Below are 24,707 nucleotides of genomic sequence, written 5' to 3'. Positions count from 1 at the left end.
ATTTGTTCGAGCGTCAGAATCTCTGCTCGACCGCCGAATTGCTCGATCGACACCACCAAGCAATCCAATCACCGTTTTTGTTCTCCAAAACGCTCCATTGACGCACCTCCAGTGCATTCCCTGATTGTCTTGGACGCTTATTGCATGGTATCAAAATGCGCGGAGATCCTGCCATGATTCGCGACTCAAAAATTGCAGGTAGGGGGGAGGGTGCGATCGTCCGAGCGGGAGAGAATCCGAGAGTCTGAGAGCCTGAGAGCCTGAGAGTGGGAGAGAGAGAGCCTGAGAGTGGGAGAGGAGGGAGGGGAAACAGGCGAATTAAAAAATCAAAGTTTGGTGGCCAGCAGATCGAAGTAGGGCAATCGGTATCATCAGTAACAGGATATTCGATCGGCTAGTCAATAACCGCAAACTGGCGAAGTTTCAAAAAAATCAGGTTTCTAATACCAATTATCAAAACTGGTGGAACAGTGTTTGTAGGGTGCGCCACCTGCAAAAAATCCCTGGAAAAAAATCAGGTTTCAAGGATCGATCTCGAAAGCAGAAACCGGGTGAGAGTGCGCGGGCGCACAGCGATCGATTTTCACCTTTTAGAGAGATGTCAGCAGCCACTCGCTCGCTGCACTATTAACTAGGAACTGAGCAATTTGGGAGATTAGGCGGTGTGAAATTCGTGTCCGACCCGCGAATAACAGTCAAAATTAGCAAAATGAACGAGCGGGTGCGGTGGCAAGAACAGGCGCTCGTGGCTCGGGCGATCGACCAAACTCGGATTGTTTTGGAAACTCCAACCAGCGACTCTCCAGAGTTTTCATTTTTAGTCGCAGGCGACAGCGGGACGAGCAACCACCGCGGCCACAACCCGCAGCGGCAGATTGCCCAACAAATGCTCTCGGAGCGGGAAAGTTGCCGTTTCGTCCTCCACACGGGGGATGTAGTTTATCTCGTCGGTTCCAGCGAATATTACTTGCAAAACTTTATTCGCCCCTACCGAGAATTTATCGTCGGTGGCGAGCAACCCTCTCGGATTGCTTACGATCGCATGGTGTTTAACTTTCCGTTTTTGCCAGTACCGGGAAACCACGACTACTACGACTTGCCCATATTCTACGGCATTCTGTCGGCAACAGCTTTGCCCCTGCGGAAGCTGTTGGGCGCCAAGTTGGATCTAGATGTCGGCTGGCACGGTTCCGATCGCGGAAATGCCTACGCTAAAGCATTTCTCGACTACCTGATGGCTCACAAATTGCCGGGTGAACTCGATCGGCACCTAGACGCCCACTACACCGCAAGTACCAGTACAGGCCGCTGCATCCGCTACCAACCCGGACGCTTTACGCGCTTACCCAACCGCTATTACACGTTTCGCAGCGGGGGTATCGACTTCTTCGCCCTCGACTCCAACACCTTCAACGAACCGTTGCCGATCCCGAAAACCAAACAGGGCGAGATTCGCCGCCGGAATTTGGAACTCGACAGGAAACAGTTGGAACAAGACAAATTGGAAATGCTCGAAAGGTGCGATCGGCTAAACCCCAAAATTCCTTCAGAAGCCGAACAGCTAGACGACTTGGGCGCTAAATTAGCACAAGTTGACGAAATGCTGATGGATATCGACAAACAACTGTCGCCCGACAAAACAGCCACTGACTTTGAACAGCTCGAATGGCTCAAAAGGCGACTGATTGCGTCTTGGGGCGATTTGGACGTGCGGGGGCGGGTAATTTACCTGCACCATCCCCCCTACGTAACCGAGGCAACCAAGTGGAATCAAGCTCAAACTTTGGCAGTGCGGCTGCGATTGCGCGAAGTGTTCGACGGGGTGGCCGATGCAGTTGGAGATGTGGCGCGGGGTCGTCCGCTAGTAGATTTGGTGCTGACTGGCCACGCCCACTGTTTGGAACACCTGAAGACTGGGGATACCGGACACGGCGACTCTGGGATTAATTGGATTGTTTGCGGGGGAAGCGGCCACAGTCTGCGCCGCCAGCGCCCGGAAGGCCCGGTGTTGCAGGAAGCATTGAGTCCAGAAGCCGTTCGGTTGGGGCGCGAGCCCGGTTCTGAAACGGCCAGCCGACGGGTAGCGGAATCTTTGCTATTTGTCGGCCGCAGCGGTCAAGGTTCCCACAAACGCCGTCCTTATTCGTGTTTGCGGATTGATGTTCTTGACGGGACTCCCCCCAAGTTCAGAGTCACACCTTTGGTTGTCGAACGATTTGAGGGCAAATGGCAGGATGTATCGATCGAACCTTTTGTAATTTAACTGTCGTTTCTAGGTTCGATCGTTCGGACTTGGGTTCTCAGATTTTTATGAAAACCCAAGTCGGAACGAGCGAACCAATTGCATTGTTGGCGATCGGGATGGAGTTTTGCCGACGCGAAAAGCTTAATTCCTGAGTTTAAAAATCTCAAGATTCTGTCTCGCACTGGAAAATCTTCAATCTTTGCACTCAACTCCATTCAGGATAAAATAATCGATGATTGCTAACTTAACCCCAACCGGTTGGGAAATTATTTATCACCGCGCCCACGCTTGGCTCGCCGCCCAACTGGGCGGACAGTGGAAGCGCTCGAAATCTCCGATTCGCCTCTACGAAACCATAGCCGCGATTTCCCACCACGACGATTTAGAAAAAGAGTGGGAATAACATATTTTGACTGAAGCCGGCGCGCCTTGAGATTTTACCTTGGACATAGAAACTTCTGTGCCTAAAATGAAAGGATTAACCGAGACTTCTGTAGATCGCCGTAGGTGGGTAGCAATGTTGATTTCTATGCACAGGAGCTACTATCTGAACGAAGGAAAGCCGGGAGAGTCGAAGGAACTAGACGATTTTGTGGACGAACAACTCGCCAACCAAAAAAATGGCGCGAGGAGTTGCATATTTCTCAAAAAGAGTCCGCAGCAGCTTATGCTTTTTTCCAGTGGTGCGATCGGCTATCATTAATTCTTTGCAGCCGCGATTTTCCCGCCGGAGAACGAGCTTTAGAAATTAGTGTCCGCCCCGACGGGAAACGATACGATATCGTACAAAACAGCAACCAATTCGTGACTGTAACTCCTTGGCGTTTTGAAGAGGATAAGTTTACGGTGAAAGTCGAAGCGAGCCACTTGGATCAAGTCAAGTTTGAGACCAACGAGAAAAGCAAAGAAGCCCTGGGAAAAGCTCCGCGCGAAATGTTAGAGTGGACTTGGGTCAAGTCTTAATCAAACCTTTGAAAAATAGGTGAGGGTTGTTCTCCGAGTTTAACGGGCATTGCATTTGTGCAAACTCAAGGTTACAACCATGTCTAAATAAGGGTTATAATTGAGTCTTTGTCCCCCCCCCAACCCCCTTAACAAGGGGGCAAAACAACACTCAAAGTCCTCCTTGTTAAGGGGAATTTAGTGGCCAAAAATTCGATACAAACGAAAACAAATCGAAGATTTCTGTTCAGCCATTACCTATTACCAATTACAGATTACCGATTATGAAACGTTCAGCTTGCCTCATTTTTAATCCTGTCGCCGGCAACAGCGACCCCGACCAAGACTTAGCTATAATTCAAGATTTGTTAGAGCCGTTTATGGACTTGGATATTCGGCTGACAACCCCAGAAATAAACGCAGATCGGCTCGCCCGCGAAGCAGTTGATAGGGGAGTTGAGGCAATTATTGCTTCCGGGGGCGACGGCACATTATCAGCAGTTGCTGGGGCGATTGTCGGCACAAATATTCCTTTAGGAATTATTTCCCGAGGAACAGCGAATGCTTTTGCTAATGCTTTAGAGCTTCCCAATACAATTGAAAGTGCCTGCGAAACTATTTTGGGAGGGTTGACGCGGGTGGTAGATTCGGCGATTTGCAACGGTAAAATGCCGATGGTTTTGTTATCTGGAGTGGGTTTTGAGGCGGAAACTGTCGAACTAGCCGATCGCGAAATGAAGAATCGTTGGGGAATGTTGGCTTACATTCTGTCGGGAATTAAACAGTTAAACAATCTAGAAAGATTTGAAGCCGAAATCGAAACTGAAGATAAAATCATCCACGTTACTGCTGTGGCCGTTACGGTGGCGAATGCAGCGCCTCCTACTTCGATTTTAGCTCAAGGCCCGGCGGGGATTGTTTTTGATGACGGCTTCCTAGACGTGACGCTGGTGGCACCTGAAAATAAAGCTGGGGCGATCGCAGCTTCTTATCACCTATTGCAAACAGCTTTGAGCGGCAATCCGAGCGATCGCGACGACATCGGTTATTTGCGCGCCAAAAAAGTAAAAATTAGTGCCGAGCCCCCTCAGAAAGTAGTTGTAGACGGGGAACTTTTCGGCATGACTCCGGTTTCTATTGAGTGCGTTCCCGGAGGTTTAACTATTTTTGTACCGCGAGTTGAAGAAGAAGTAGCAGTGGAAAAACTCACCGGTTTAGCAGATATCGAAGTTACATTGAAATAGAGTTAGCTTTTAGACAAATCCATTCCGGCGATTAGAAACCGCGCCTGCATAAATCCATTCCGGCGGTTAGAAACCGCGTCTGCATAAATCAATTCCGGCGGTTAGAAACCGCGTCTACATAAATCAATTCCGGCGGTTAGAAACCGCGTCTACACAAACTTTCGTCCGCCTGCGCGGACTGGGAGCAAGACCGCATGGGCGGTCTTTTGTTTTTATGCTTCTAAAATTTGGCGAATCCGACGCTCCAAACGTTCGAGATCCAGTCCGCCTTCATCGCGGCTAATGCGACGTACAGTGACGTTGACATTGCTCAAATCAGCAAGCAAATCTTGCAGGATTTCTTGTTGTTGGCGGGCTTGAGTAATTTCGCGTGGTTCCTGCACCAAATCGCGGATAATTGTATCTTCAGCGCGGGAAGCAACGATCGGGTCAGCTTCGCCGTCTATATGCACGAAAGTGCGTCGTCCTGGGCCGCGTTCTTCTTCAATTGGGATTACTGCTGTTACTCGATCGGAGCGCACATATTTGCCAAATCCTAGGTGGACTAAGACGGAAGATTGTATTTTCATAGATAGCAATTTTTATTTGTAAGTTATCTATATTTTAGCTTGGAAAACCATGAGTTCACAACTAATATTAGAGATTGTTTTACTACTGTATGTGTCGGTTTTTTCTCTATTTTATGGTTGTTAAATGTTGTGAAAAATGTTAAGGTATTTGGTAATATTCCCGCTCGGCGGAAAGTACAGTTGGATCGGAATTATTTAACCACAGAGACCGCAGAGAACACAGAGAAAGAGAAGAGAGAGATGAACGGCAAATATTGAGCAGTCTGTAGTTGGCTTATGCGTTAAGATAAAAATGGAGCAGTGGGCGATCGCCCTCCGCGCATTTCAGGGACAAAGCCTACCGATTCTAGACTTGAGCATTACTCCCACCTATAAACAGGAAAGCCTAAATGATCCCCATTAGTCTCGACTTAGTTATCAGCGTCGTGACAGCCATTCCCTTCGGCACTGTCAAAGACAAGCTTCAGCGCAACGAAACAGTTATCAAATTATTAAAAAGATTCAACCTCGACCCCGATGCTCCGCCCGCAGATTTTAGCGGAGTTTATGTTTATACTTTAGTCGAGTATGGTGCTGGTAAACCTAAGCAGATTTTAGAACTGTTTCGCCAAGCAGAGATTGAATCAGCATTTCGTAAGGCTTTTGAGTCCGATAGCCCAGCCATTTTAATTAAATCCGGGGAAGATTATCTCAATGAGTCTGCTTTAGGCAAGGAAATTCGCGATTTAGGGATTGACCCCAGACGGGAATTCATGGCATTTGCAGCCGTGTTTATGGAAGTCGCCAAGCGGACGCGAACTCTTGGCGATGTGATGATGGGAAATGCGATATCCTCTTTACAAAAACGCTTATCTATGGTAATCGATCGCATCGATCGCCTGCCGACTCTCGAAGGAATTCGCACCGAATTTGCCCGGTTGGAAACTGAAGATGTTCTCGCACTTCCCGCAGCAGCCTCAACGAATATTCAAAAGTCTCAAGCTTTCATTTTATCACAACAAGTTCGAGGTTGGTTTGAAACATTAAATTATCAGTTTGAGAAATATGAAATTTGGGAAGATAACTATTTTGAATTGATTATCAATGTTCCGGTTAGACGCAAAAAGTACGATCGCATTTTAGTGCGCGGAATTGCCGGAGAAGCCGGACTCAAGGACATTTCGGCCTTGCGCGAGTCGGTGGAAAAACAGCGCACCGATGAAGGTTGGTTAGTCACCGCCCGCCGCATCAGTCGCGCCGCGCGGGATGAAGTAGAAAAAGATGAAAATCGCGATTTAGCTTGCTATACCTTCGATGAATTGCTCGACCAAGATGCCGATTTTACCGCTTATCTGGATTGGCTAGAAACAGAAATTACTAGCCGAGAAATTGATACTAAATACGTGCCGCTAGCTTGTACGAAAGAAGAAATTGACCCCGATACTCACCGCAAGATAGGCGTGAGTCATTATGACGGGCGAGATGGCTGGATCGAAGGTTATATTGACCTGTGGTTGGATGACCCAGTAAAAGAACATATTTCAGTTTTAGGAGAATTTGGGACGGGGAAAACTTGGTTTGCGATGCACTATGCTTGGATGGCACTGCAACGCTACCGAAAAGCTCAAAAAAGTGGCTTGGAACGTCCGCGTTTGCCGTTAGTAATTCCGCTGCGAGATTACGCTAAAGCAGTTAGTGTGGAGTCGCTATTCTCTGAGTTTTTCTTTCGGAAGCACGAGATACCTTTGGCGGGTTATTCGGCTTTTGAACAACTGAATCGGATGGGTAAGTTTCTGTTGATTTTCGATGGTTTTGATGAAATGGCCGCTAAGTGCGATCGGCAAGAAACCATCAACAACTTCTGGGAACTAGCAAAAACCGTCGTTCCCGGCGCAAAAGTCATCCTCACTTGCCGTACCGAACACTTTCCCGAAGGCAAGGAAGGACGGGCATTGTTCAATGCCGAACTGCAAGCATCAACAACTATTTTAACAGGCGAAATTCCCCAATTTGAAGTATTAGAATTAGAGAAATTTAACGACGAGCAAATTGGGCAAGCACTGTCATTTCAAACCGAAGCTGCTACTGTCGAAAAAGTGATGGGAAACGCGCAATTATTGGATTTAGCGCGTCGCCCGGTGATGACCGAGTTAATTTTGGAAGCATTGCCCGATATTGAAGCTGGAAAACCAGTCGATATGTCGCGAATCTATCTGTATGCCGTGCGACGGAAGATAGAGAGAGATATCAAAGCTGAACGCACTTTTACTTCGCTAGCAGATAAGCTTTACTTTTTGTGTGAGTTATCGTGGGAAATGCTGTCTACAAACCAAATGAGTCTGAATTATCGCGGTTTTCCCGATCGCATTCGCAGCTTATTCGGTTCCATCGTCCAAGAGGAAAAAGACTTAGACCATTGGCACTATGACATGATGGGTCAAACCATGCTAATCCGTAACGCTGATGGCGATTATACTCCAGCCCACCGTTCGTTATTAGAGTTTTTTGTCGCTTATAAATTTGCAGCGGAATTGGGAGTTTTGGCGGCAGATTTTACCGAATTAGTTGCGCCTGAACAGTCTTGTTTAGATCCTAATGCAGCGCCTCAAAAATACACTTGGTCTAATTATTGTCGGCTGCAAGCCCAAAAGAGAAATAAAGGTGAACTTATCGCGCCTTTGCAGGGATTTACTGCTGAAGGTTTAGGGCAACTTTGTCAGAGTTTCGGACACGCGCCGCTGACAAAAGCAGTGATGGATTTATTGTTACCAATGTTGGATGCCTTTTCTCCCCCCTTAAGAAGGGGGGCCGGGGGGGATCGTGACTTGGCTAGTAACGAGAGAACTCCCGAATTCCTATTAGAAAGAGAGGATAGTGACGATGTTAGCCAAGAGAGATCCCCCCAACCCCCCTTAACAAGGGGGGCTTTAGAGAAGTCGCCACTTTTGGAAATTCTGGAAGCAACGCGGGGAAAAACTGAAAGTGAGGTAGGTTATGTGGGAGGGAATGCGGCGACGCTGTTGGTGAAAATCGATCGCACTGCGTTAGAAACAAAAGACCTTTCTCGTGCAGTTATTTTAGGTGCAGATTTTACAAATGCTAGTCTGCGCCGCGTCAATTTTGCTGAAGCAAATTTAGCTGATTCTGTTTTTACTAAAATCTTCGCTAGTGTTCGGTCAGTAATATTTAGTCCTGATGGCAAACTGTTTGCTACAGGTGATAGTGATGGCGTAGTTCGCTTGTGGGAAGCTAGCAGTGGTAAAGAAATATTGACCTGTAAAGGACATACCAACGTGGTAGAGTCAGTAGCCTTCAGTCCTGATGGTAAAATCCTTGCTAGCGGGAATTATGACCAAACAATCAAGTTATGGGATGTCAAGACAGGTGAATGTTTAAAAGTTTTGCAGGGACATACCGAATCAGTAATGTCTGTCACTTTCAATCCTGATGGAAATATACTCGCTAGTGGGAGTTTCGATCGCACGATCAGGTTATGGGATATCCGCACTGGTGAATGCTGCAAAATTTTGCAAGACCATACTAAAGTTGTATTTTCAGTGGCTTTCCATCCTGCTGGTGAGATGCTTGCCACTGGGAGTGGTGACCAAACAATCAGGCTATGGAATATCAACAGTGGTGAATGTCTTAAAATCTTGCAGGGACATACTAAAAGCGTGTTTTCAGTTGCTTTCAATTCTGCTGGTGAAATACTTGCTAGTGGCAGCGCCGACAAAACAGTGAAGCTTTGGAATATCGGTAGCGGTGAATGTCTCAAAACTTTGGAGGGACATTTCGATCAAATACGGTCGATCGCCTTGAGTCCAAATGGCGAAATACTCGCCAGCGGAAGTCACGATCGCACAGCAAAACTGTGGGATATCAACAGCGGTGAATGCTTGAATACTTTGCAAGGGCATAACGATCGAGTAGGGTCAATCGCCTTCCATCCTGGGGGTGAAATACTTGTTAGTGGCAGTTACGATAAAACGCTGAGGCTGTGGGATATCAACAGCGGTGAATGCTTGAATACGCTGCAAGGGCATAGCACTCAAGTAAGGTCGATCTCCTTCAGTCCCAACGGTGAAATGCTGGCCAGCGGCGATGACGCACAAACAGTTAGGCTGTGGGATGTCAGCAGTGATGAATGCCCCCAAATCTTGCGCGGACACCTCGATCGGGTAAACTTAGTTGCCTTCAATCCTTCGGGTGAAATTCTTGCCAGCGCTAGTTACGACCAAACACTGAAACTGTGGGATATTCGCAGTGGTGAATGCCTTCATACTTTGCCAGATTGTGGCAATGAAACACGATCGATCGCCTTCAGTCCAAATGGTGAAATACTTGCTAGTGCAGGTTATGACCAAACCGTGAGGCTGTGGGATATCCGCAGTGGTGAATGCCTCAAAACGTTGGACGGGCATAACAATTCTGTAAACTCGGCTGCTTTCAGTCCTTTAGGCGAAATATTTGCCAGTGCAGGTTTTGATGGAACGGTGAGGCTGTGGGATATCCATACTGGTGAATGCGTCCACGTCTTCCAGGGGCATACGGGTTGGGCACGCGCGATCGCCTTTAGCCAGAACGGTGAAATACTTGCCAGTGGAAGTGTCGATCGAACAGTCAGACTGTGGGATGTCCGCAGCGGTGAATGCCTTAAAATCTTGCAGGGGCATACTGATTGGATACGTTCAGTTGCCTTTAGTTATTGTGGTGAAATAGTTGCTAGTGGAAGTGTAGATGGAACGGTAAGATTATGGGATATTCGTACAGGTGAATGTCTCAAAATCTTGCAAGGTCATACGAGTAGAATTAACTCAGTTGCCTTCAATTCAACTGGAAAACTTATTGCTGCTTGCTGTCGGGATGGCACAATTATACTTTGGGATGTTGAGACGGGTGAGTGTCTCAAAACACTCAAAAGTGACAGACCTTATGAGAGGATGAATATCACGGGTGTTACGGGTTTAACGGAAGTTGAAAAAGCCACGCTCAAAGCTTTAGGGGCTGTTGAAAATTAATCATCATAAAGGAGGAAGTATGCAGTCAGCAATACGGATTGCCACCAAAGTTCTTGCAGGAGATAAACTTGAAATTCAAGTGCCACCTGGTTCTGTGGGTGAAGAGGTTGAAGTGTTTGTGATTATACCAGAAAAACCTCAAGGTGGGCGGCGTAAAGTGTTGGAATTGCTGACAGAAATCCGCAGCCGTCATGTATCTAGAACTGTTGCAGAAATCGATCGGGAACTTCAAGAAGAAAGAAACTCATGGGACAACTAAACCTAATTTATCCGATCGCAAAATCACTCAATTTCCGCATCATCGGCGGATCAAACCCAAGTACAATATCTTCTTTGGGCACTCCCAACTCAACGAGTTCGTTAGCAATACCCACCTCAGTACCATCCTGCTGAATCCAGATTTTATTGTCCATAATATCTACGTGCAACACCGGGCCATAAACTCGCCGCTGATTGCGCCAGCCCACATAGATTAATTGATAATGATCGCGCTCAGTATCAAAGATAGTTTGAGCCTGAATTCGCTCATCCCACACCAGACTAGCGTGTTGGGAGAGTAGATTTTGGATATGTTGCCGATAAAGGTCTACATTTGCCATTGTGCAATCGCCTCCTGTTCTATGTCATAAACAATTAAATGAATTTGATTCTGTTGAACTAAAGATTGAATAAACCCCATTGTGAAAAAGCTATCATAGACATTTCCTGGTACTGCCAAGTATAAAATACGCTCATTTTCTTGTTTTTGTAAAGCTGCTCGATAACTAATGAATTGCCCTAAAGCTGTATAAAATTGGGTGATTTTGGATGGGCCAATAAAGCTTTTGATTTCAACTGCTATTTTCTGTCCATCTTTTTCGGCTGCAACTACTTTTTCTGCACCCAAGTCGATGTAAAGTTCTAAAGTTCCTGCCTGTAAAGTGTATGGATCGTGAGTAATCTGCCATCCATCTTTCTGGAGAGCGTTTTTAACGACTTCGTGAAAGGCATCTTTAGCAGACATAGCTTTACTGACTCGTTGCGTTTAGTATCTTGGATAGTTGTTGTATTTTAAGTATATACGATTTGCAGTAAATTCCGATCGAACTTACGCGCGAGTGGTCAGAAACCGGGTTTTTTCCAGAATACTTCGTTATGGCCAGCAGAAGCGGCCAAAAACCCGGTTTCTAATCTATTCTATTGACTAAATTGCTGAGCGTAATAACGAGCATATCGAGATCCCTTTTCCAACAACTCCTCATGAGTCCCCGATTCCATGATTCTACCTTTTTCCAAAACCAAAATTCTGTCAGCTTTCCGCACAGTTGCCAAACGGTGTGCGATAATAAACACAGTCCGATCGCGCATCAATCTTTCCAACGCTTCCTGTACCAAAGCTTCCGACTCCGAATCCAGCGCTGAAGTAGCTTCATCGAGAATCAATATTCTGGGAGCAAGCAGAACTGCACGGGCGATCGCAATTCTTTGTTTTTGTCCCCCAGATAAATTTACACCCCTTTCTCCAACCCAAGTTTGATAACCGTCGGGAAATTCACTAATAAATTGATGGGCGTTAGCAATTTGCGCCGCTTTTTCCACATCTTTTAGTTCATAATAAGATTGACCAAAAGCAATATTTTGAGCAATCGTACCAGAAAATAAAATAGTTTCTTGTGGTACAATTCCGATTTGTCGGCGTAGGGTATTTAATGTCACATCTTGAATATCAATCCCGTCAATTAAAATCTGTCCTGCTTGCGGATCGTAAAATCTGGGTAACAAGTTTACTAAGGTAGTTTTCCCCGCACCGGATGCGCCGACAAGCGCAATCATTTCTCCCGGAAGTACCAGCAAACTCATACTTTGTAAAATCTGTGTCTCTGAGTTATAGGCAAAGTTAATGTTGCGGTATTCGACTTTTCCGGTAACGTGGGGAAGTTCGATCGCACCCGGTTTTTCGACGATTGCGGGTACAATGGCTAAAAGCTCAAAAATGCGATCGCTAGAAGCCTCTCCCTGCTTGAAATCGCCGTAATTTGCAGTTGTAATGGCGATCGGATCAATTAACAGTGCTACTCCTGCGATATAACTAATAAATTGCGTACCAGTGAGATTTCCTTGAGCAATTTGCCAACCTCCTAGGAAAAACAGCAAAATCACGCTCATCGCTTCCAGAAAGCCAACTACGACGAACTGAAGCGCTTTTATTCGTTCTGACAAATACTTAGCGCGGCGGTTTTGTTCAGCTTCTTCTGCAAAGCGGGCAATTTCGTAGTCTTCAGCTACAAATGCTTTGATTAAACGAATGCCGCTAAATACTTCTGTTAGCAAAGCTGATAAATCAGAAATCCGATTTTGACTTTCTCGCGAGTAACTGAGAAGTTTCTCCCCAAACCAGCCAATTAAGATAGCCATCAGCGGTGCAATAATTAATGCTCCTAAAGTTAATTGCCAGTTGAGATAAATCATATATCCCATGACGGCAATTAGCTGCAACACACAAGGGATAAACTGATGGAAAAATTTATTTACAACTTCGCCAATCCGGTCAATATCTTCGGTGAGGCGGTAGGATAAATCTCCGGTTTTGGCAGTTTCAAAGTAGCCGATATTGAGTTTTTGCAGGTGTGCGTAAACTTTTTTACGGATTTCTAAAGCAATAGTCAAAGCTGCTTTAGCCATCAGCGTATCTTGACCGTACTGGGCTGTACCGCGAATCAAAAATATAACTGCGCTGAGTGCAGCAATTTGACCAAATCCTTGTAAATCTCCTTTACCTATAAATTTGGCTGTTTCGCCAACCAGCCACGCGATAATTGGCCAAAATATGGTAAATACTACGGTACAAGCTAATGCTTTACCGATGGTTTGTTTTTGGGGACGGAGGTAGGGTAAGATTTGCCAGTATGTCGATCGAGTTTTCAAGATATTTTGCCCTCGGAAGTTCTGTTTATATAGATTAGGGTTTACGCATTTCGCTCCCCCATAGGGTATTTTCAAACCCGGAGATCCCCCCTAACCCCCCTTAAAAAGGGGGGGACAAGATTCTTCTCAAAGTCCCCCTTCTTAAGGGGGATGCGAGGGGGATCTCTGCGTTACTCATTGCGTAACTCATAGACATATTTGAGTCAGAATATAATAACATAGCAGCGATCGGCTAAACACTCGACAATCATTCCTGAGCGTCTGTATGAGTCGCCTGCACCTTAGCCCCCGCGACAACAGCACCCCGAAAGGCTGCTGACTCTCCGGGTGCAATAGTAGCTGGTTGAGCGTCTATAAATCCGTTGTCAATTAAACTACCTGACTCGTCCAAAACTTCATAATTGACTTTCACATTCTTGATTATTTTGCAGCCTTGATTGAACACTTTACCGCTAAAAATTTTGCCATCATAATTTGCCTGCGTAATTGACACTTTTGCCGCCATGTTGGAACCAGTAATGCAAGTTTGGGAAGTTCCCGAAGCTGGCGGTTTTTCGCACAATTTGCCCAAGTCTACGGTTTTGCCGTCGGGGGTTTTCATGTAGCAAAACGGCTCGTCAATTTGTGAAATTTGAATTTTCGTATTTGTAGAATCTGCCAGCAAAGGACTAGCTGAGATTGACGAGATTAGCAAAATTGATAAAGCTACCGTTAAATATAAAAAGTTCATTTTTTTGTTAGCATTTTATGAGATTAATTGTACAATAAAATTTGCATAAATTTGACAACTTTATAAGCTGGCGCCCATCTAATTTTAACAATTCTGTTTATTTAAACTCTTGTAGTCTGGGCTTTGAGCAGCGCCCAAAAATTACCTTACAGTATGTTATAATGAGCTATCAAACTTTAGAAAGTAAAGTCATGGTCGCGACTCAAGATAACCCAAAACAAAAAACGGTAGCAATGACCGTAACTTGGGAGAAGTTGCCAGACGACTTCCAATTAGAAGAAAAACCAGTGGAGAATACAGGTCAACCGCTAATTGCTGGAGCACTGCGAGAAATCTTAGAATTGAGAGGATTAATCGGCCCACTCATGCTGATTGCTAGCAACTTTGGGATTTGCGCTACTGTTAATGGCGAGTTAGTCATCAAAGCACCAGATTGGGTTTATGTACCTTCCGTATTGCCCGTAGAATCCAGAAGAGACCGCAAAAGCTATACCCCAAACTTGGAAGGAGAAATCCCCAGCATTGTGATGGAGTTTTTGTCGGAAACAGACGGTGAGGAATATTCTATTAGACGTACTTTTCCTCCCGGAAAGTGGTTTTTTTACGAACAAATTCTGCAAGTACCAACTTACATCATTTTTGACCCAGAAAGTGGATTGCTGGAAGTGTATCGCTTGCAAAATGGCAAATATGAACTAGAATTTCCTGATGAGGAAGGTCGCCATTGGATGGCAGATTTTGGTTTGTATTTGGGAACTTGGCGAGGGGAAAAAGAACAGCGTACAGGTTATTGGTTGCGCTGGTGGGATGAAGCAGGAAATCTGCTATTGTGGGGTGTAGAACAGATAACAGCAGAACGGGAACGGGTCGAACTCGAACGCGATCGCGCCGATCGCGAACGTCAACGAGCCGATCGCCTAGCTGAATATTTGCGTGATCGGGGAATTAACCCGGACGACATTGTTTGATGAGTTGTAAGGTGGATCTGTTTCTAGTTTGATCGTTCGGACTTTAGTCCTTTATAAGAAGGACTAAAGTCCGAACGATCAAACCTCGATCGACTTCTATCTTCTAATAGTCGGCTTCCTATTCCGAAGATTCCGCACTCCGGGAACTTTCCGACTGGGACGGCGCTGGTTCAAACTGCTCGCACTTCGAGTATTCAAAGCCTCAGCAGAACTTGTTAAACCCAAGTCTTGCAAAATTTCAACAGCCGCCCTTTGTCCAGTTTCGCAACCGCCTTCCATGTAACCTTGATTTTCCAGCGAAGTGTGTTCGCCAGCAAAATATAAATTGCCAACTCGTTCGCCTTCTACGCCGTACATTTGCGTCCACTGTCCGACTAAATAGCAGGAATAAGAACCTTTAAAAAAGCGCTCTCCCGGCCAAAAAGCTCGTACTGCTTTGCCGTTTCTTAAATTACTCACTCCGGGAAAAACTCTTTCAAATTGTCCCAAGAATTTTTGTGCTTGGTCTTCAGGAATTCCGCTGCCGATCGACAAACCTTGTCTGCCTCCTGTAAAATTAGTAACTAAACCGTTAGCAGTAGGAGCAAAAGGCGTGGCTTCCCAGCTATTTTGAAATCCTAAGTCGGTATAAACAGAAGCAGTTGATTGATAAACTTCTCGCCAAATGCGACTGCGGTAGCCAGTAACTAATTTAGAATTGGTACCGTAACCCAATTGCTCGATCGCCCTGCGCTTTGGTTGGGGCAAAGGTACGTTAATCTGAACGTCTCGCAGAGTGCTGAAAGGCAAAGTTAACAAAACTCGCTCGTAAGTGCGCTCGAAGGCGCTTTGTCCCGATCGCAAATTTACTCGGTAGCGGCCGTCCGGTAACAGAGTAATCGCTTCCAAAACCGTCCCCGTTTCGATCGAACCCGACAATTGACCGGCCAAACGGTTGATAATTTCACTGTTGCCGCCCTCTATTTGATAGCGCTCGTCGCTGTTACCGTACAACTCAAAAGTGTTAGGTTCAGCACCGATTAAAAACAGCAGATTTAACGCCGACTGTTCCTCGGCATCTCTGCCGTATTCGGTGATGTAAGCAATGCGGAGCAACTGCCGCACAATCGTGCTAGTATCAGCTCTGTCTAGATATTCAGCGATCGAAAGATTGTCTAATCTTTCTGCTGCTTCCGTAAAATCTTGATAGCTAAATTCATCTCCTACTTCTTCCAAATCAGCACTAATTTTAGTGGCTAGCGGCGCAAAATCTGCAATTAATTGCTCGAGAGAAAAGCGCCGTCTGTCAAAGAAAAAAGTATCTTTTACGAATCCACTCTGTACTTGAGCTAAGTCGATCGCCCGCAAGCCCAATTCCGTCGCCAGCGAGATTAAAGTAGTATGGCCGGTGTCAATAAATTCTCCTCCCAAATCCGCCGGAATCAGCGTTCCTGCCACCTTTGGTACAGTGCGAATCCGCCCCCCCACGCGGTTGGTTGCCTCAATGATATCGGCACGCACGCCCCCCTGACGCAAGCGATAGCCCGCCGTCAAACCGGAAATCCCAGCACCGACAATCAAAATGGGCGATCGACCCTGCTGAGCAAAAGCCCCCTCCCGGGTAAAAGTCGCAGCAGCGACAGCACTCGCTGCCGCCAAACCCCCGTGCAGCAACTGGCGTCGAGATATGGGAAAATTGGAAGTGCGATTCCCTAGGGGATAGCTTCGCTTCGCCGTCAGCATCCCCAGCAGTTCATCAGCCGGAATGCCAGTTTCCCTCGATTTTTGGGCAATACTCGCAGCGCGGCGCAGCATTGCCATCAGTGCAGATTTAGCCATAATTGAGACGCCCTCACAAAAATTTGGTGTAAACTGGATTCTCGATCGAATGTGATTATGCACTTTCCAGACTAAAGTACACAGAGATTTTTTTGAATCATGCTAACCCTCAGAACACTGTTCGATAGCAAATTTTATCTCGAAAACAACCCAGATGTCGCCGTAGCAGTTGCCAGAGGCACCGTATCGAGTCCCTTCGATCACTACCGAAAAATTGGCAAATTTGAAAATCGCGATCCCAATGCCCTGTTCGATGCCAGCTACTATTTAGAAACGAACACAGACGTAGCAGAGTCTGCCAAAAACAACGGATTTTCTGGGGCAGATCACTTGATCAGATTCGGTCAATTTGAAAGGCGCAACCCCAACCCGTTATTCGATGTTAGTTTCTATCTAGCAAGCAACCCAGACGTTCAGACAGCAGTCCAAGCAAATCAATTTACCGTATTTGAACACTACTTGAAAGTCGGTCAATTTGAAAACCGCAAACCGAGCATTTTCTTCGATCCCAGCTTTTATCTAGAAAAATATCCGCTGATAGAAGCTGCCGTCACCAGCGGCGCTATTCAAAGTGCGATCGACCACTACATTCAATTCGGTCAACAAGAAGGACTGTTGAGCACACTCCCCGATCCTGCTGACAATTTAAACGCAGCCCAAAACCTGGGCATTCTGACAGAAATTCAAACAGCGAGTGATTTTGTCGGCGCGGCCCAACCAACAGACATTTACAGTTTCATCCTGAATACTCCGAGCCTTTTCAGTGCAACTTTAGACGGTTTGAGTGCAGATGTTGATGTAGAATTAATTCAGGATCTCAACGGCAACGGCGCAGTAGGATTAGATGATATTATTGCTTCGTCTAACAATTTAGGTACGGCTTCGGAAACAATAGTCAGCAACGGGGCTTTGGCTGCGGGGACTTATTTTGTCCGCGTTTCTCAATTTCAAGGAGATACAAATTATAACTTGAGACTGCTATCGGCTCCCTCAGTAATACCGCCCCAAATTTAAAATCTAATTAACGCCTGTAGCAAGCATAAAATCCGTCAAACGAACAGGGATTCTTCTCCGCTCTTGCTTCGCGCTCTTTGCGCCTTTGCGGTTCGTAAAAAAGAATGGTTCAGATCACGTCCGGTGGGTTACTCTCACAAAAACGCATCGCCCGCGATCGATGCAAGTCCTCCGGCTGAGAGCGGACTAAAGTCCGCACTACAAACCTTGCTTATTGCGATCACTTTGACTTGCGATAAAATTGGCTTCGATAGCGGTAAATTCAACATTACCAATTACCAACTCCAGAAGTTTTAATTATTAGTTTCCGACCCGCCGGGAGAGGGCAAAGATTGAGCCGGTGTCGGAGGCAAATTAGAGCGACTTTTGCTGAGAGTGGCCGACACCAAAGCATAGCCTAAAACAGCAGGCAGGACGATCGCGCTCAGAAACACGATCGCCCCCGCCCAAGTCATCGCATTCGACATCGGGCCGTAATGAGTGCGGTAAGGGTCAAAAGTTGGTAAATTAGCCCTCGGGGCTTCCCGCAGTGCGATCGGACGTTTGAACCGCACCCGCCTGTCATCAAGCTTTTCGAGCAAAATCCAGCCAATTTCCGCCTCTTCCCGGCACAGCTTGTGAAAAATTGCCGGATTCCGAAACAAATCGCTGCTAGCCCGCACAATCTTGTACTCCCAAACTGTCAAATCATCAGCATTGCGATCGGATTTAGGATTGCCATTCGATCGCAAATTTTCCGATTTATTAATATTATTCTCTTGAGATTCGTACCGAGTCAAAACTTCTTCCTCCTCATTGCATTTTTGCCCCGCAACCAATTGCTCGCGGCTCACCAAAACACCCACGAGTGCAACCTCCAAGCCGAGACTGCCAACCATCAAACTCCAAATTAGAATTTCCAGCATAAAAGGAGTTAAAAGTTAAAAAGTTAAAACTCAAAAGACTCGCTTTTTACTTTCAATCTTTAATTTTCAAATAGCCTTCCACCACACAATCTGCACCCACCGCGCGCCAAGAAACCCGCTCTAAACTCAAAGCATCAGTCATTGCCGAAAATCCCAAATCTCCCACAGGAGTTGGAGCATCTCGACCTCCGACAATTTTAGGAGCAATAAAAGCCATAATTTTTTGAACGGCACCTTCAGCAATTGCCTTAGCCGCCAAAGTGCCCCCGCATTCCCAGAGTACAGAAAGAAAAGATCGATCGTACAAATAAGCCATGACATTAGTCGGTGTCAGCGGCGAGAGTTCCACAACTTCCACCCCTTTTGCCATCAAAAATTCCTGAAATTCCGGGTTAACCCCAGGTTCAGTCAGCACCAAAGTAGCCGCCGAGGAGGTTTCCCACAACCAAGCCGACTTCGGCAAATCCAGAGTGCGGCTCATCACCACCCGCAGGGGATTGTTCCAGTCGGGCTGGTGGCTCGTCAGTAGGGGATTGTCCAGACGCACCGTATTTCCCCCAACAATCACAGCATCGCAACCGACGCGCACCCGGTGCACCTCGCTCCGAGCCTCGGAACCAGTCACCCAGGCGCTGTGGCCGCTACTGGTAGCAATTTTACCGTCCAAAGTCATGGCATATTTCAAAATTCCCAAAGGCCGGCGGTACAAAATCCGGTGTACAAAAGCCTCGTTGAGTTTCTGACAAGCTTCCCCTTCCACTCCCGCCACCACTGAAATCCCGGCTTCCCGCAACCGGGCGAGTCCAGTTCCGGCTACCAAAGGATTCGGATCGACCATCCCAGCGACTACTTTTGCCACCTTGGCCTTGACTAAAGCTTCGGAACAGGGAGGAGTCCTGCCGTAGTGGTTGCAGGGTTCCAGGTTCACGTAAACCGTCGCTCCTGCGGCGAGTTCTCCCGCTTCCCGGAGCGCAAAAACTTCGGCGTGAGGTTGACCTGCACCGGGATGAAATCCTTCGCCGACAATCTTGCCGTCTCGGACAATTACACAACCGACGAGGGGGTTGGGTGCGGTTTTGCCGAGGGCGCGGCGGGCCAATTCTATGCAGCGGCCCATCATGGCTCGATCGAACTCTTGAATTTTGCTGCTGTCCTGTTCTTTTGTAACTTGCTGCTGTCGGTTAGCTGAGGTGGCGATCGCTTTAGCGTCCGCCGGAAAAGTTTCCATAAGATTTTGGTATGATATCTATCCTGAGTGTACTGACTTTGATGCTAGTTTTGGCTGTGTTGCGGGTGTTGGATTGCCACACCAAACTTTTTGCTGCGATCGGAAATATTGCACCATTCTCGCTCGCACAGGCTGTCGGGCCTGTTCGACAAGAGATTATTAATGGTGTAATATCTCAGCCGGAGCAAATCGCAATTCGCCGACGATCGGCTCTGCACCCCCGAACAAATAGCTTTAACATTGAGAAAGAAGAATAGCAGGCGCTTGAGAAAACAATGAGTCACGACATGAAGCGGGAATTTGGCAGCCGCGACGAATTAATTGCCTACCTCAGCCAACACTTCCCCGAAGCCGCCGCCCGGGACAGCAACGTATCCCAGATCCCAGGCGGGCGCAAAGCTGCTGAAAAAGCGCTGCAACCAATTGACCCCGGCAAATACGCCTCAACCCGAAATTTCCTCAACGGTGCCGTAACGCGCTTGTCACCCTATTTGCGCTACGGCGTTTTGAGTCTTGCCGAAGTCCGGGATGCCGTACTGGAGAAGGTGCGACATCCAGAAGAGGCCGTGAAACTTGTCAACGAGTTGGGTTGGCGGGATTATTGGCAGCGACTGTACGCCGAATTGGGCAACGGGATTTGGCAAGACCGGGAACCGTACAAAACTGGTTACACTGCTACAGATTACAGCGAAACTCTCCCGCAAGATGTCATCGAGGGTACGACTGGTAACGTTTGTATCGACAGTTTCAGCCGCGAGTTGCGAGAAACAGGTTATTTGCACAACCACCAGAGGATGTGGATGGCCGCTTATCTCGTACACTGGCGCCACGTGCGCTGGCAAGCTGGAGCTCGTTGGTTTTTGCAACATTTGCTAGATGGAGATCCGGCGAGTAACAATCTTTCTTGGCAGTGGGTAGCCAGCACTTTTAGCCACAAACCTTATTTTTTTAATCGGGAAAATTTGGAGCGTTACACTAAGGCGGTTTATTGTCGCGATTGTCCTCTGTACGGGCAGTGTGATTTTGAGGGAACTTATGAATATTTAGAAAGCAAGTTGTTTCCGGATGGCGAAAAGGTCGATCGCACGGGCGGTTCTAAAAGTTGGCAACGCCATAAAAAAGGTCAGTAGTCAGTAGTCAACAGTTATTGGTTATTGGTTATTGGTTATTGGTTATTGGTTATTGGTTATTGGTTATTGGTTATTGGTTATTGGTTATTGGTTATTGGTTATTGGTTATTGGTTATTGGTTATTGGTTATTGGTTATTGGTTATTAGTCAACAGTCAACAATCAACAGTCAACAGTCAACAATCAACAGTCAACAATCAACAATCAACAGTCAACAATCAACAGTCAACAGTCAACAATCAACAATCAACAGTCAACAATCAACAATCAACAATCAACAATCAACAATCAACAGTCAACAATTTATGAACAATCCGATTATTTGGGTACACGGCGACTGTTTGAGTCCTGAAGGCCCGGCTTTTCAAGCGCACCCAGATGCGCCGGGAATCTGGGTGTGGGACGACGCGCTCATCGATGAATGGCAGTTGAGTCTCAAACGAATGGTGTTTATTTACGAATGTTTGCTGGAGTTGCCGGTAGTGATTCGGCGCGGCGGTGTGGCAGCAGAAGTTGTCGCTTTTGCGATCGAATCCGGCGCGAATCAAGTAGTCACAGCGGCAAGTCCCAGTCCTCGGTTTCAGGATATTTGCCAGGAAATTAGACGATCGATCTCTGTAGAAGTTTTGCCGCCAGAACCCTTTGTCCGCTACGATGGTTACATTGATTTGAAGCGTTTTTCCCGCTACTGGCGCGTCGCTGAAAAATATGTTTTTTAAGCAAATTAGTCATTGGTCATTAGTCATTAGTCCTCAGTCATTGGGAATGGGTGTTAAATCGGTTAAATCCGTTGCAGAAATTCCTTCAACTCTCCTTCAAACGCTTCAACAGCCATTGAAATCTCGATTCAGCCAAATCTGGATTTTCGACATTAGGCGCGATCGCAAATTCGTCCTTGGGGTCTTGATATATTAAAGAATGAGTCTCTTCGCCGAAGCGTTGGACTGTACCCCGCAGTCTCGACGACAGAAACTTGGTAACTGCCCGATAAAACCGCAGGGAAAAAAGCACGTCTTGCTCCATTTTTTCTGTTAGCAGCCGCCTCGGAATTGACAAGATGAGGCACTCATCAATTGTCGTGACGCTAGCAGAAGGAAGTCTTCCGTCTACAAAAGACATTTCGCCCAACACTTCCCCGCAGATGATTTTTCCAATTTCTTTTTGGCCCATAACTGATGCAGTAACGCTCAAAGTTCCCTCCAGAAGTATGTACAGGGCGTCTAAGGGCTTACCTTCGACGATCAGGGTGATGCCGGGGGGTACTTTGGTGCGACTGCTGTTGGCGATCATCCAATCGATGTCGCGGTCGCTCAATTCGCCTAATATGATTAGAACTTTGTTCATAAAGTCAGGTTAAGATCGGATACTTGGTATTTTTTACTTGTGTAATAGCGTGCTGTTGTTAAATAGTCTGACCCTGAGCGAGAGCGAAGGTTAAAATTTAATAATAAAACGCTCTACTTGATACGATTCTAATAATATTTAATAATTTTGACAGGATCGATCGACAACTGTTTTTTGGATAAGTGACATCATACATCACTTGGAGGGACGGTGCAGCAGTCGATCGCCCTAGCGCCACCGCCCTTGCTTTAGCCCCCTGGATTCCCAAAACAATTTTGAAAGCTTGATGTCTGTCGGTTTCGAGTCGGTACCCCCTCGAAAACCCAATTTTTCGATCGTGGCTGCCGGTACAGCGCCCCCAAGTACAGAATTGTAGAATGCTGCGCGCCCCTGAATTCAAAAGAGCGCGAGGGTGAAATCCCCCCCAGGATTGATTTTTATTAGCTCGCTGTGTAAATTTAAATTAACATCTAAACCCGCTGTCGGTTCTTGAATCAAATCAGCTTGAGAGTTGACTGTTCAACGCTTGAGTGCCAATCTAGGAACAACACAACTCATATTTGTGTCATTTTTCAACAAAGCTCTTAACACGAGCCCTCAAACACTTACACTTTTAACACACCGTTCATTTCATTGAGGAGTGTCTATGAAGAGTCTATTTTCCAAGTCTAGTTTTGCGTTAATAAATCTTGCAGTGTTAGCTGTTTGTTGCGGTACCCTGTCAGCGAAAGCTGAAACCGGCAACTTGCCCGATGTCGGTACAACGGCAAATGCGGCCGCTCAAAATATTGACCAAATTTTTGAGCCGGTGGCAACTTCAGCAGTTAAACTTGATGCTGAAACCGCAGCTACTAATACAAAAATTGATTCTATCAGTTGGAGCAAACTAACAGAAGCGGCAGAGCCAGCAGCCTCCGCAACAGCAGCCAACTTGCCAGTACCTGTTGTCGCACCGTCGGAATCTGCAGCAACAACATCAGAAATTGCTGGGACAGAAACGGCGAAAATCGAGCAGGCATCGATTGCTGCTGAGACACAAAACTCGCAAGAAACAGCTAAAATTTCTGATAATAGCGTCAAAGTGCAGCCAACGGTCGAGATTGCCGAAAAGCTCGATCGCCCCAATTCGGAACTGACAGCAGCAAAGGAAGAAAAAGAAGTCCAAACAGCACAAGAAGTGTTAAGCAATCCTGTCAGCACTTCCGCCTCGACCCTGACAAACCAACCGAAACTTGCCGAAAAACCCGCAGCAGTCTCCGAAAAACCTGAGATATTGGCTCAACCAACTACTATCAGACCGGGTAGAGCCACCCGTTCTGGCCCCAGCTACATCGGCATTGGCGGCAATCTAGGTTTTGGCGGAGATTCAGCCCTAGGCGACAGTTCGTTTGCGATTATTAGCAAAATTGGTTTGACAAACAATTTCTCGGTGAGACCGACTATTTTGTTCCGCGATGAGTTGACATTTTTACTTCCCGTCACCTACGATTTTGTATCTAGAGAAGCCGTCGGAGTCACCGATGATTTTGTGATTACTGCTGCTCCTTACCTGGGTGCTGGCGTAACAATTTCTACTGGCGATAACAGTAATTTTGGCTTCCTGATTTCGGGCGGTGTGGATGTGCCGCTGTCGAGGAATTTTACAGCAACAGCGGGACTTAATGTTGGTTTTCTCGACGGAGCTGAAGTGGGATTATTACTCGGTGTTGGCTATACGTTCCCGAATATTTCCCGGTAGTATTGCTGTTTGAGCAAATACAAGGCGACAAATAAATAGGCGCGGGTTGGCTGTAGGAATACGGTCAACCCTTTTTGATGGTGGAAAATCTGCCTGTGCGATCGATGTAGGGTGCGCCACAAACAGAGACCGCCGAGATTGATTTTTGTGAAAAATATAATGATGGTTGGATCGATCTGATATGTTGCACCATTCGTGTGGAACCTGTAGGGGCTGGCTTCACCCATAGCTTTAAAAGCAGCAGACAGGTTAAATAAACCCGTCCCAACCCGCTCAAAAACCCCTTATTGACGGCAGGTGCAATATATCAGCTCGATCGTACTTTCCAACGTACCACCCGAAAAAATCATGACCAAAACAGAAATCTTAGCAGCACTCAAAAATCTGACAGCAGAAGAACGTCTAGAAATCATCGAAACAGCTTCGCGGATGATGCGCGACGACATAGAACAAAAAGCCCAGCGCAAAGCCGAGAGAAAGCTCAAACTCAGAGCCTCCGCAGAAGCAGCAGTCAAAGATTATATGCCGGGAGGTATTTTACATGATTTGTGGTCTTCTGACAGCGAACCCTATTTTGAATCTGAGGAAGAATACCTGAATGCAGGGGTCAAGACTAATGCGTAGAGGTGAAATCTGGCTGGTTGCACTTGAACCTACCGTGGGCGCTGAAATAGGCAAAACCCGTCCGGTAGTAATTGTTAGCGATGAAACTGTGGGAATTTTGCTGCTTGAAGTTATTGTTCCCATCACTGACTGGAAAGAACGATACACCGAGAGAAATTGGATGGTTCGATTAGAACCAAGTAGCGAAAATGGCTTGGCTAAAGTCTCCGCCGCCGATACTTTTCAAGTCCGTTCCGTCTCGCGACAAAGGTTTGTCCGACAGCTCGGAACCTGATCCGATAAAATTATCGAAGACATTTCCGAAGCAC

24 protein-coding genes and 1 pseudogene are annotated in these 24,707 nt (G+C 46.6%); 14 read left to right on the top strand and 11 right to left on the bottom strand.

Annotated features, from left to right (window positions below):
- Positions 1 to 673: 673 nt before the first annotated feature.
- Positions 674 to 2,263, top strand: coding sequence for a metallophosphoesterase (locus tag IQ270_RS06375; RefSeq protein ID WP_339384353.1), 1,590 nt, complete (start codon positions 674 to 676; stop codon positions 2,261 to 2,263).
- On the opposite strand, the gene IQ270_RS30745 is transcribed toward IQ270_RS06375, so the two are convergent.
- Complete coding sequence (locus tag IQ270_RS30745) at positions 2,260 to 2,454, bottom strand: hypothetical protein (protein ID WP_228056119.1); 195 nt, start codon at positions 2,452 to 2,454, stop codon at positions 2,260 to 2,262. The genes IQ270_RS06375 and IQ270_RS30745 overlap by 4 nt on opposite strands.
- A gap of 23 nt (positions 2,455 to 2,477) precedes the next feature.
- Here IQ270_RS30745 and IQ270_RS32240 point away from each other — a divergent pair.
- Together IQ270_RS32240 and IQ270_RS06365 are read left to right on the top strand one after the other, a co-directional pair.
- A pseudogene (locus IQ270_RS32240) lies at positions 2,478 to 3,208 on the top strand (DUF3891 family protein).
- Positions 3,209 to 3,471: 263 nt separating this feature from the next.
- Positions 3,472 to 4,431: a YegS/Rv2252/BmrU family lipid kinase gene (locus tag IQ270_RS06365; RefSeq protein WP_193972402.1), complete on the top strand. Its 960-nt coding sequence runs from the start codon at positions 3,472 to 3,474 to the stop codon at positions 4,429 to 4,431.
- Positions 4,432 to 4,643: 212 nt separating this feature from the next.
- Here the strand turns inward: IQ270_RS06365 and IQ270_RS06360 are convergent, their stop codons facing one another.
- Positions 4,644 to 5,000 carry a hypothetical protein gene (locus tag IQ270_RS06360; protein ID WP_193972401.1) on the bottom strand — a complete coding sequence of 119 codons (357 nt, stop codon included), beginning with the start codon at positions 4,998 to 5,000 and terminating at the stop codon, positions 4,644 to 4,646.
- A 389-nt stretch (positions 5,001 to 5,389) separates the two neighbouring features.
- Here IQ270_RS06360 and IQ270_RS06355 point away from each other — a divergent pair, with 389 nt between their 5' ends.
- Positions 5,390 to 9,997: an NACHT domain-containing protein gene (locus tag IQ270_RS06355; RefSeq protein ID WP_193972400.1), complete on the top strand. Its 4,608-nt coding sequence runs from the start codon at positions 5,390 to 5,392 to the stop codon at positions 9,995 to 9,997.
- A 19-nt stretch (positions 9,998 to 10,016) separates the two neighbouring features.
- Positions 10,017 to 10,256, top strand: coding sequence for a hypothetical protein (locus IQ270_RS06350; RefSeq protein ID WP_193972399.1), 240 nt, complete (start codon positions 10,017 to 10,019; stop codon positions 10,254 to 10,256).
- Positions 10,257 to 10,263: 7 nt separating this feature from the next.
- On the opposite strand, the gene IQ270_RS06345 is transcribed toward IQ270_RS06350, so the two are convergent.
- From IQ270_RS06345 to IQ270_RS06330, 4 genes are all read right to left on the bottom strand, one after another.
- Positions 10,264 to 10,596: a XisI protein gene (locus tag IQ270_RS06345; RefSeq protein WP_193972398.1), complete on the bottom strand. Its 333-nt coding sequence runs from the start codon at positions 10,594 to 10,596 to the stop codon at positions 10,264 to 10,266.
- The gene (locus IQ270_RS06340) at positions 10,584 to 11,000 is read right to left on the bottom strand and encodes an element excision factor XisH family protein (RefSeq protein ID WP_193972397.1); all 417 of its coding nucleotides are present in this window, start codon (positions 10,998 to 11,000) and stop codon (positions 10,584 to 10,586) included. The genes IQ270_RS06345 and IQ270_RS06340 overlap by 13 nt, the downstream gene beginning before the upstream one ends.
- Positions 11,001 to 11,173: 173 nt before the next feature.
- Complete coding sequence (locus IQ270_RS06335; RefSeq protein WP_193972396.1) at positions 11,174 to 12,901, bottom strand: ABC transporter ATP-binding protein; 1,728 nt, start codon at positions 12,899 to 12,901, stop codon at positions 11,174 to 11,176.
- Between the two features lie 247 nt (positions 12,902 to 13,148).
- On the bottom strand, positions 13,149 to 13,631 hold the full coding sequence (locus IQ270_RS06330; protein ID WP_193972395.1) for an FxLYD domain-containing protein: 483 nt from the start codon (positions 13,629 to 13,631) through the stop codon (positions 13,149 to 13,151).
- A 191-nt stretch (positions 13,632 to 13,822) separates the two neighbouring features.
- Here IQ270_RS06330 and IQ270_RS06325 point away from each other — a divergent pair, with 191 nt between their 5' ends.
- The gene (locus tag IQ270_RS06325) at positions 13,823 to 14,599 is read left to right on the top strand and encodes a Uma2 family endonuclease (protein ID WP_193972406.1); all 777 of its coding nucleotides are present in this window, start codon (positions 13,823 to 13,825) and stop codon (positions 14,597 to 14,599) included.
- A 96-nt stretch (positions 14,600 to 14,695) separates the two neighbouring features.
- Here IQ270_RS06325 and IQ270_RS06320 read toward each other — a convergent pair whose 3' ends face one another.
- Complete coding sequence (locus tag IQ270_RS06320; protein WP_193972394.1) at positions 14,696 to 16,417, bottom strand: NAD(P)/FAD-dependent oxidoreductase; 1,722 nt, start codon at positions 16,415 to 16,417, stop codon at positions 14,696 to 14,698.
- Between the two features lie 99 nt (positions 16,418 to 16,516).
- Between IQ270_RS06320 and IQ270_RS06315 the strand changes: the two genes are divergently transcribed.
- Positions 16,517 to 17,431 carry a PPC domain-containing protein gene (locus IQ270_RS06315; RefSeq protein ID WP_193972393.1) on the top strand — a complete coding sequence of 305 codons (915 nt, stop codon included), beginning with the start codon at positions 16,517 to 16,519 and terminating at the stop codon, positions 17,429 to 17,431.
- Positions 17,432 to 17,724: 293 nt separating this feature from the next.
- Here the strand turns inward: IQ270_RS06315 and IQ270_RS06310 are convergent, their stop codons facing one another.
- Entirely contained in the window at positions 17,725 to 18,336 is a 612-nt protein-coding gene (locus IQ270_RS06310) for a hypothetical protein (RefSeq protein WP_193972392.1), read from the bottom strand.
- Positions 18,337 to 18,388: 52 nt separating this feature from the next.
- Positions 18,389 to 19,564: a bifunctional diaminohydroxyphosphoribosylaminopyrimidine deaminase/5-amino-6-(5-phosphoribosylamino)uracil reductase RibD gene (gene ribD / locus IQ270_RS06305; protein ID WP_193972391.1), complete on the bottom strand. Its 1,176-nt coding sequence runs from the start codon at positions 19,562 to 19,564 to the stop codon at positions 18,389 to 18,391.
- 11 nt (positions 19,565 to 19,575) lie between these two features.
- Here ribD and IQ270_RS06300 point away from each other — a divergent pair, with 11 nt between their 5' ends.
- From IQ270_RS06300 to IQ270_RS06285, 4 genes are read left to right on the top strand one after another with little or no spacing between them, the layout of a single operon-like run.
- Entirely contained in the window at positions 19,576 to 19,821 is a 246-nt protein-coding gene (locus IQ270_RS06300) for a hypothetical protein (RefSeq protein ID WP_193972390.1), read from the top strand.
- Positions 19,822 to 19,839: 18 nt separating this feature from the next.
- Positions 19,840 to 20,694 (top strand): FAD-binding domain-containing protein, encoded by an 855-nt coding sequence (locus IQ270_RS06295; protein ID WP_193972389.1) that lies wholly within the window; start codon positions 19,840 to 19,842, stop codon positions 20,692 to 20,694.
- Positions 20,695 to 20,711: 17 nt separating this feature from the next.
- Positions 20,712 to 21,002, top strand: coding sequence for a hypothetical protein (locus IQ270_RS06290; protein ID WP_193972407.1), 291 nt, complete (start codon positions 20,712 to 20,714; stop codon positions 21,000 to 21,002).
- Complete coding sequence (locus IQ270_RS06285) at positions 20,999 to 21,412, top strand: hypothetical protein (protein WP_193972388.1); 414 nt, start codon at positions 20,999 to 21,001, stop codon at positions 21,410 to 21,412. The genes IQ270_RS06290 and IQ270_RS06285 overlap by 4 nt, the downstream gene beginning before the upstream one ends.
- 85 nt (positions 21,413 to 21,497) lie before the next feature.
- Here IQ270_RS06285 and IQ270_RS06280 read toward each other — a convergent pair whose 3' ends face one another.
- Positions 21,498 to 22,037 (bottom strand): cyclic nucleotide-binding domain-containing protein, encoded by a 540-nt coding sequence (locus IQ270_RS06280; RefSeq protein ID WP_193972387.1) that lies wholly within the window; start codon positions 22,035 to 22,037, stop codon positions 21,498 to 21,500.
- Positions 22,038 to 22,683: 646 nt separating this feature from the next.
- Here IQ270_RS06280 and IQ270_RS06275 point away from each other — a divergent pair.
- The gene (locus tag IQ270_RS06275; RefSeq protein WP_193972386.1) at positions 22,684 to 23,775 is read left to right on the top strand and encodes a hypothetical protein; all 1,092 of its coding nucleotides are present in this window, start codon (positions 22,684 to 22,686) and stop codon (positions 23,773 to 23,775) included.
- Here IQ270_RS06275 and IQ270_RS06270 read toward each other — a convergent pair.
- Positions 23,748 to 24,002, bottom strand: coding sequence for a hypothetical protein (locus tag IQ270_RS06270; protein ID WP_193972385.1), 255 nt, complete (start codon positions 24,000 to 24,002; stop codon positions 23,748 to 23,750). The two genes, IQ270_RS06275 and IQ270_RS06270, sit on opposite strands and share 28 nt — an antisense overlap.
- A 121-nt stretch (positions 24,003 to 24,123) precedes the next feature.
- On the opposite strand from IQ270_RS06270, the gene IQ270_RS06265 reads away from it, so the two are divergent.
- Together IQ270_RS06265 and IQ270_RS06260 are read left to right on the top strand one after the other, a co-directional pair.
- On the top strand, positions 24,124 to 24,399 hold the full coding sequence (locus tag IQ270_RS06265; protein ID WP_193972384.1) for a hypothetical protein: 276 nt from the start codon (positions 24,124 to 24,126) through the stop codon (positions 24,397 to 24,399).
- The gene (locus tag IQ270_RS06260; protein WP_193972383.1) at positions 24,392 to 24,673 is read left to right on the top strand and encodes a type II toxin-antitoxin system PemK/MazF family toxin; all 282 of its coding nucleotides are present in this window, start codon (positions 24,392 to 24,394) and stop codon (positions 24,671 to 24,673) included. The genes IQ270_RS06265 and IQ270_RS06260 overlap by 8 nt, the downstream gene beginning before the upstream one ends.
- The last annotated feature ends 34 nt before the right edge of the window (positions 24,674 to 24,707 follow it).

The sequence above is a fragment of the Microcoleus sp. LEGE 07076 genome, assembly GCF_015207455.1.
Taxonomy (GTDB): Bacteria; Cyanobacteriota; Cyanobacteriia; order Cyanobacteriales; family Microcoleaceae; genus Microcoleus.
This window is presented reverse-complemented; position numbering and strand designations above follow the sequence as displayed.

What these genes read in the sequence shown, in the direction of transcription:
- IQ270_RS06365 (WP_193972402.1), top strand. Translation starts at nt 3,472, where the DNA reads ATGAAACGTTCAGCTTGCCTCATTTTTAATCCTGTCGCCGGCAACAGC.
- IQ270_RS06360 (WP_193972401.1), bottom strand. Translation starts at nt 5,000, where the DNA reads ATGAAAATACAATCTTCCGTCTTAGTCCACCTAGGATTTGGCAAATAT.
- IQ270_RS06355 (WP_193972400.1), top strand. Translation starts at nt 5,390, where the DNA reads ATGATCCCCATTAGTCTCGACTTAGTTATCAGCGTCGTGACAGCCATT.
- IQ270_RS06350 (WP_193972399.1), top strand. Translation starts at nt 10,017, where the DNA reads ATGCAGTCAGCAATACGGATTGCCACCAAAGTTCTTGCAGGAGATAAA.
- IQ270_RS06345 (WP_193972398.1), bottom strand. Translation starts at nt 10,596, where the DNA reads ATGGCAAATGTAGACCTTTATCGGCAACATATCCAAAATCTACTCTCC.
- IQ270_RS06340 (WP_193972397.1), bottom strand. Translation starts at nt 11,000, where the DNA reads ATGTCTGCTAAAGATGCCTTTCACGAAGTCGTTAAAAACGCTCTCCAG.
- IQ270_RS06330 (WP_193972395.1), bottom strand. Translation starts at nt 13,631, where the DNA reads ATGAACTTTTTATATTTAACGGTAGCTTTATCAATTTTGCTAATCTCG.
- IQ270_RS06325 (WP_193972406.1), top strand. Translation starts at nt 13,823, where the DNA reads ATGGTCGCGACTCAAGATAACCCAAAACAAAAAACGGTAGCAATGACC.
- IQ270_RS06320 (WP_193972394.1), bottom strand. Translation starts at nt 16,417, where the DNA reads ATGGCTAAATCTGCACTGATGGCAATGCTGCGCCGCGCTGCGAGTATT.
- IQ270_RS06315 (WP_193972393.1), top strand. Translation starts at nt 16,517, where the DNA reads ATGCTAACCCTCAGAACACTGTTCGATAGCAAATTTTATCTCGAAAAC.
- IQ270_RS06310 (WP_193972392.1), bottom strand. Translation starts at nt 18,336, where the DNA reads ATGCTGGAAATTCTAATTTGGAGTTTGATGGTTGGCAGTCTCGGCTTG.
- ribD (WP_193972391.1), bottom strand. Translation starts at nt 19,564, where the DNA reads ATGGAAACTTTTCCGGCGGACGCTAAAGCGATCGCCACCTCAGCTAAC.
- IQ270_RS06300 (WP_193972390.1), top strand. Translation starts at nt 19,576, where the DNA reads ATGATATCTATCCTGAGTGTACTGACTTTGATGCTAGTTTTGGCTGTG.
- IQ270_RS06295 (WP_193972389.1), top strand. Translation starts at nt 19,840, where the DNA reads ATGAGTCACGACATGAAGCGGGAATTTGGCAGCCGCGACGAATTAATT.
- IQ270_RS06285 (WP_193972388.1), top strand. Translation starts at nt 20,999, where the DNA reads ATGAACAATCCGATTATTTGGGTACACGGCGACTGTTTGAGTCCTGAA.
- IQ270_RS06280 (WP_193972387.1), bottom strand. Translation starts at nt 22,037, where the DNA reads ATGAACAAAGTTCTAATCATATTAGGCGAATTGAGCGACCGCGACATC.
- IQ270_RS06275 (WP_193972386.1), top strand. Translation starts at nt 22,684, where the DNA reads ATGAAGAGTCTATTTTCCAAGTCTAGTTTTGCGTTAATAAATCTTGCA.
- IQ270_RS06270 (WP_193972385.1), bottom strand. Translation starts at nt 24,002, where the DNA reads ATGGGTGAAGCCAGCCCCTACAGGTTCCACACGAATGGTGCAACATAT.
- IQ270_RS06265 (WP_193972384.1), top strand. Translation starts at nt 24,124, where the DNA reads ATGACCAAAACAGAAATCTTAGCAGCACTCAAAAATCTGACAGCAGAA.
- IQ270_RS06260 (WP_193972383.1), top strand. Translation starts at nt 24,392, where the DNA reads ATGCGTAGAGGTGAAATCTGGCTGGTTGCACTTGAACCTACCGTGGGC.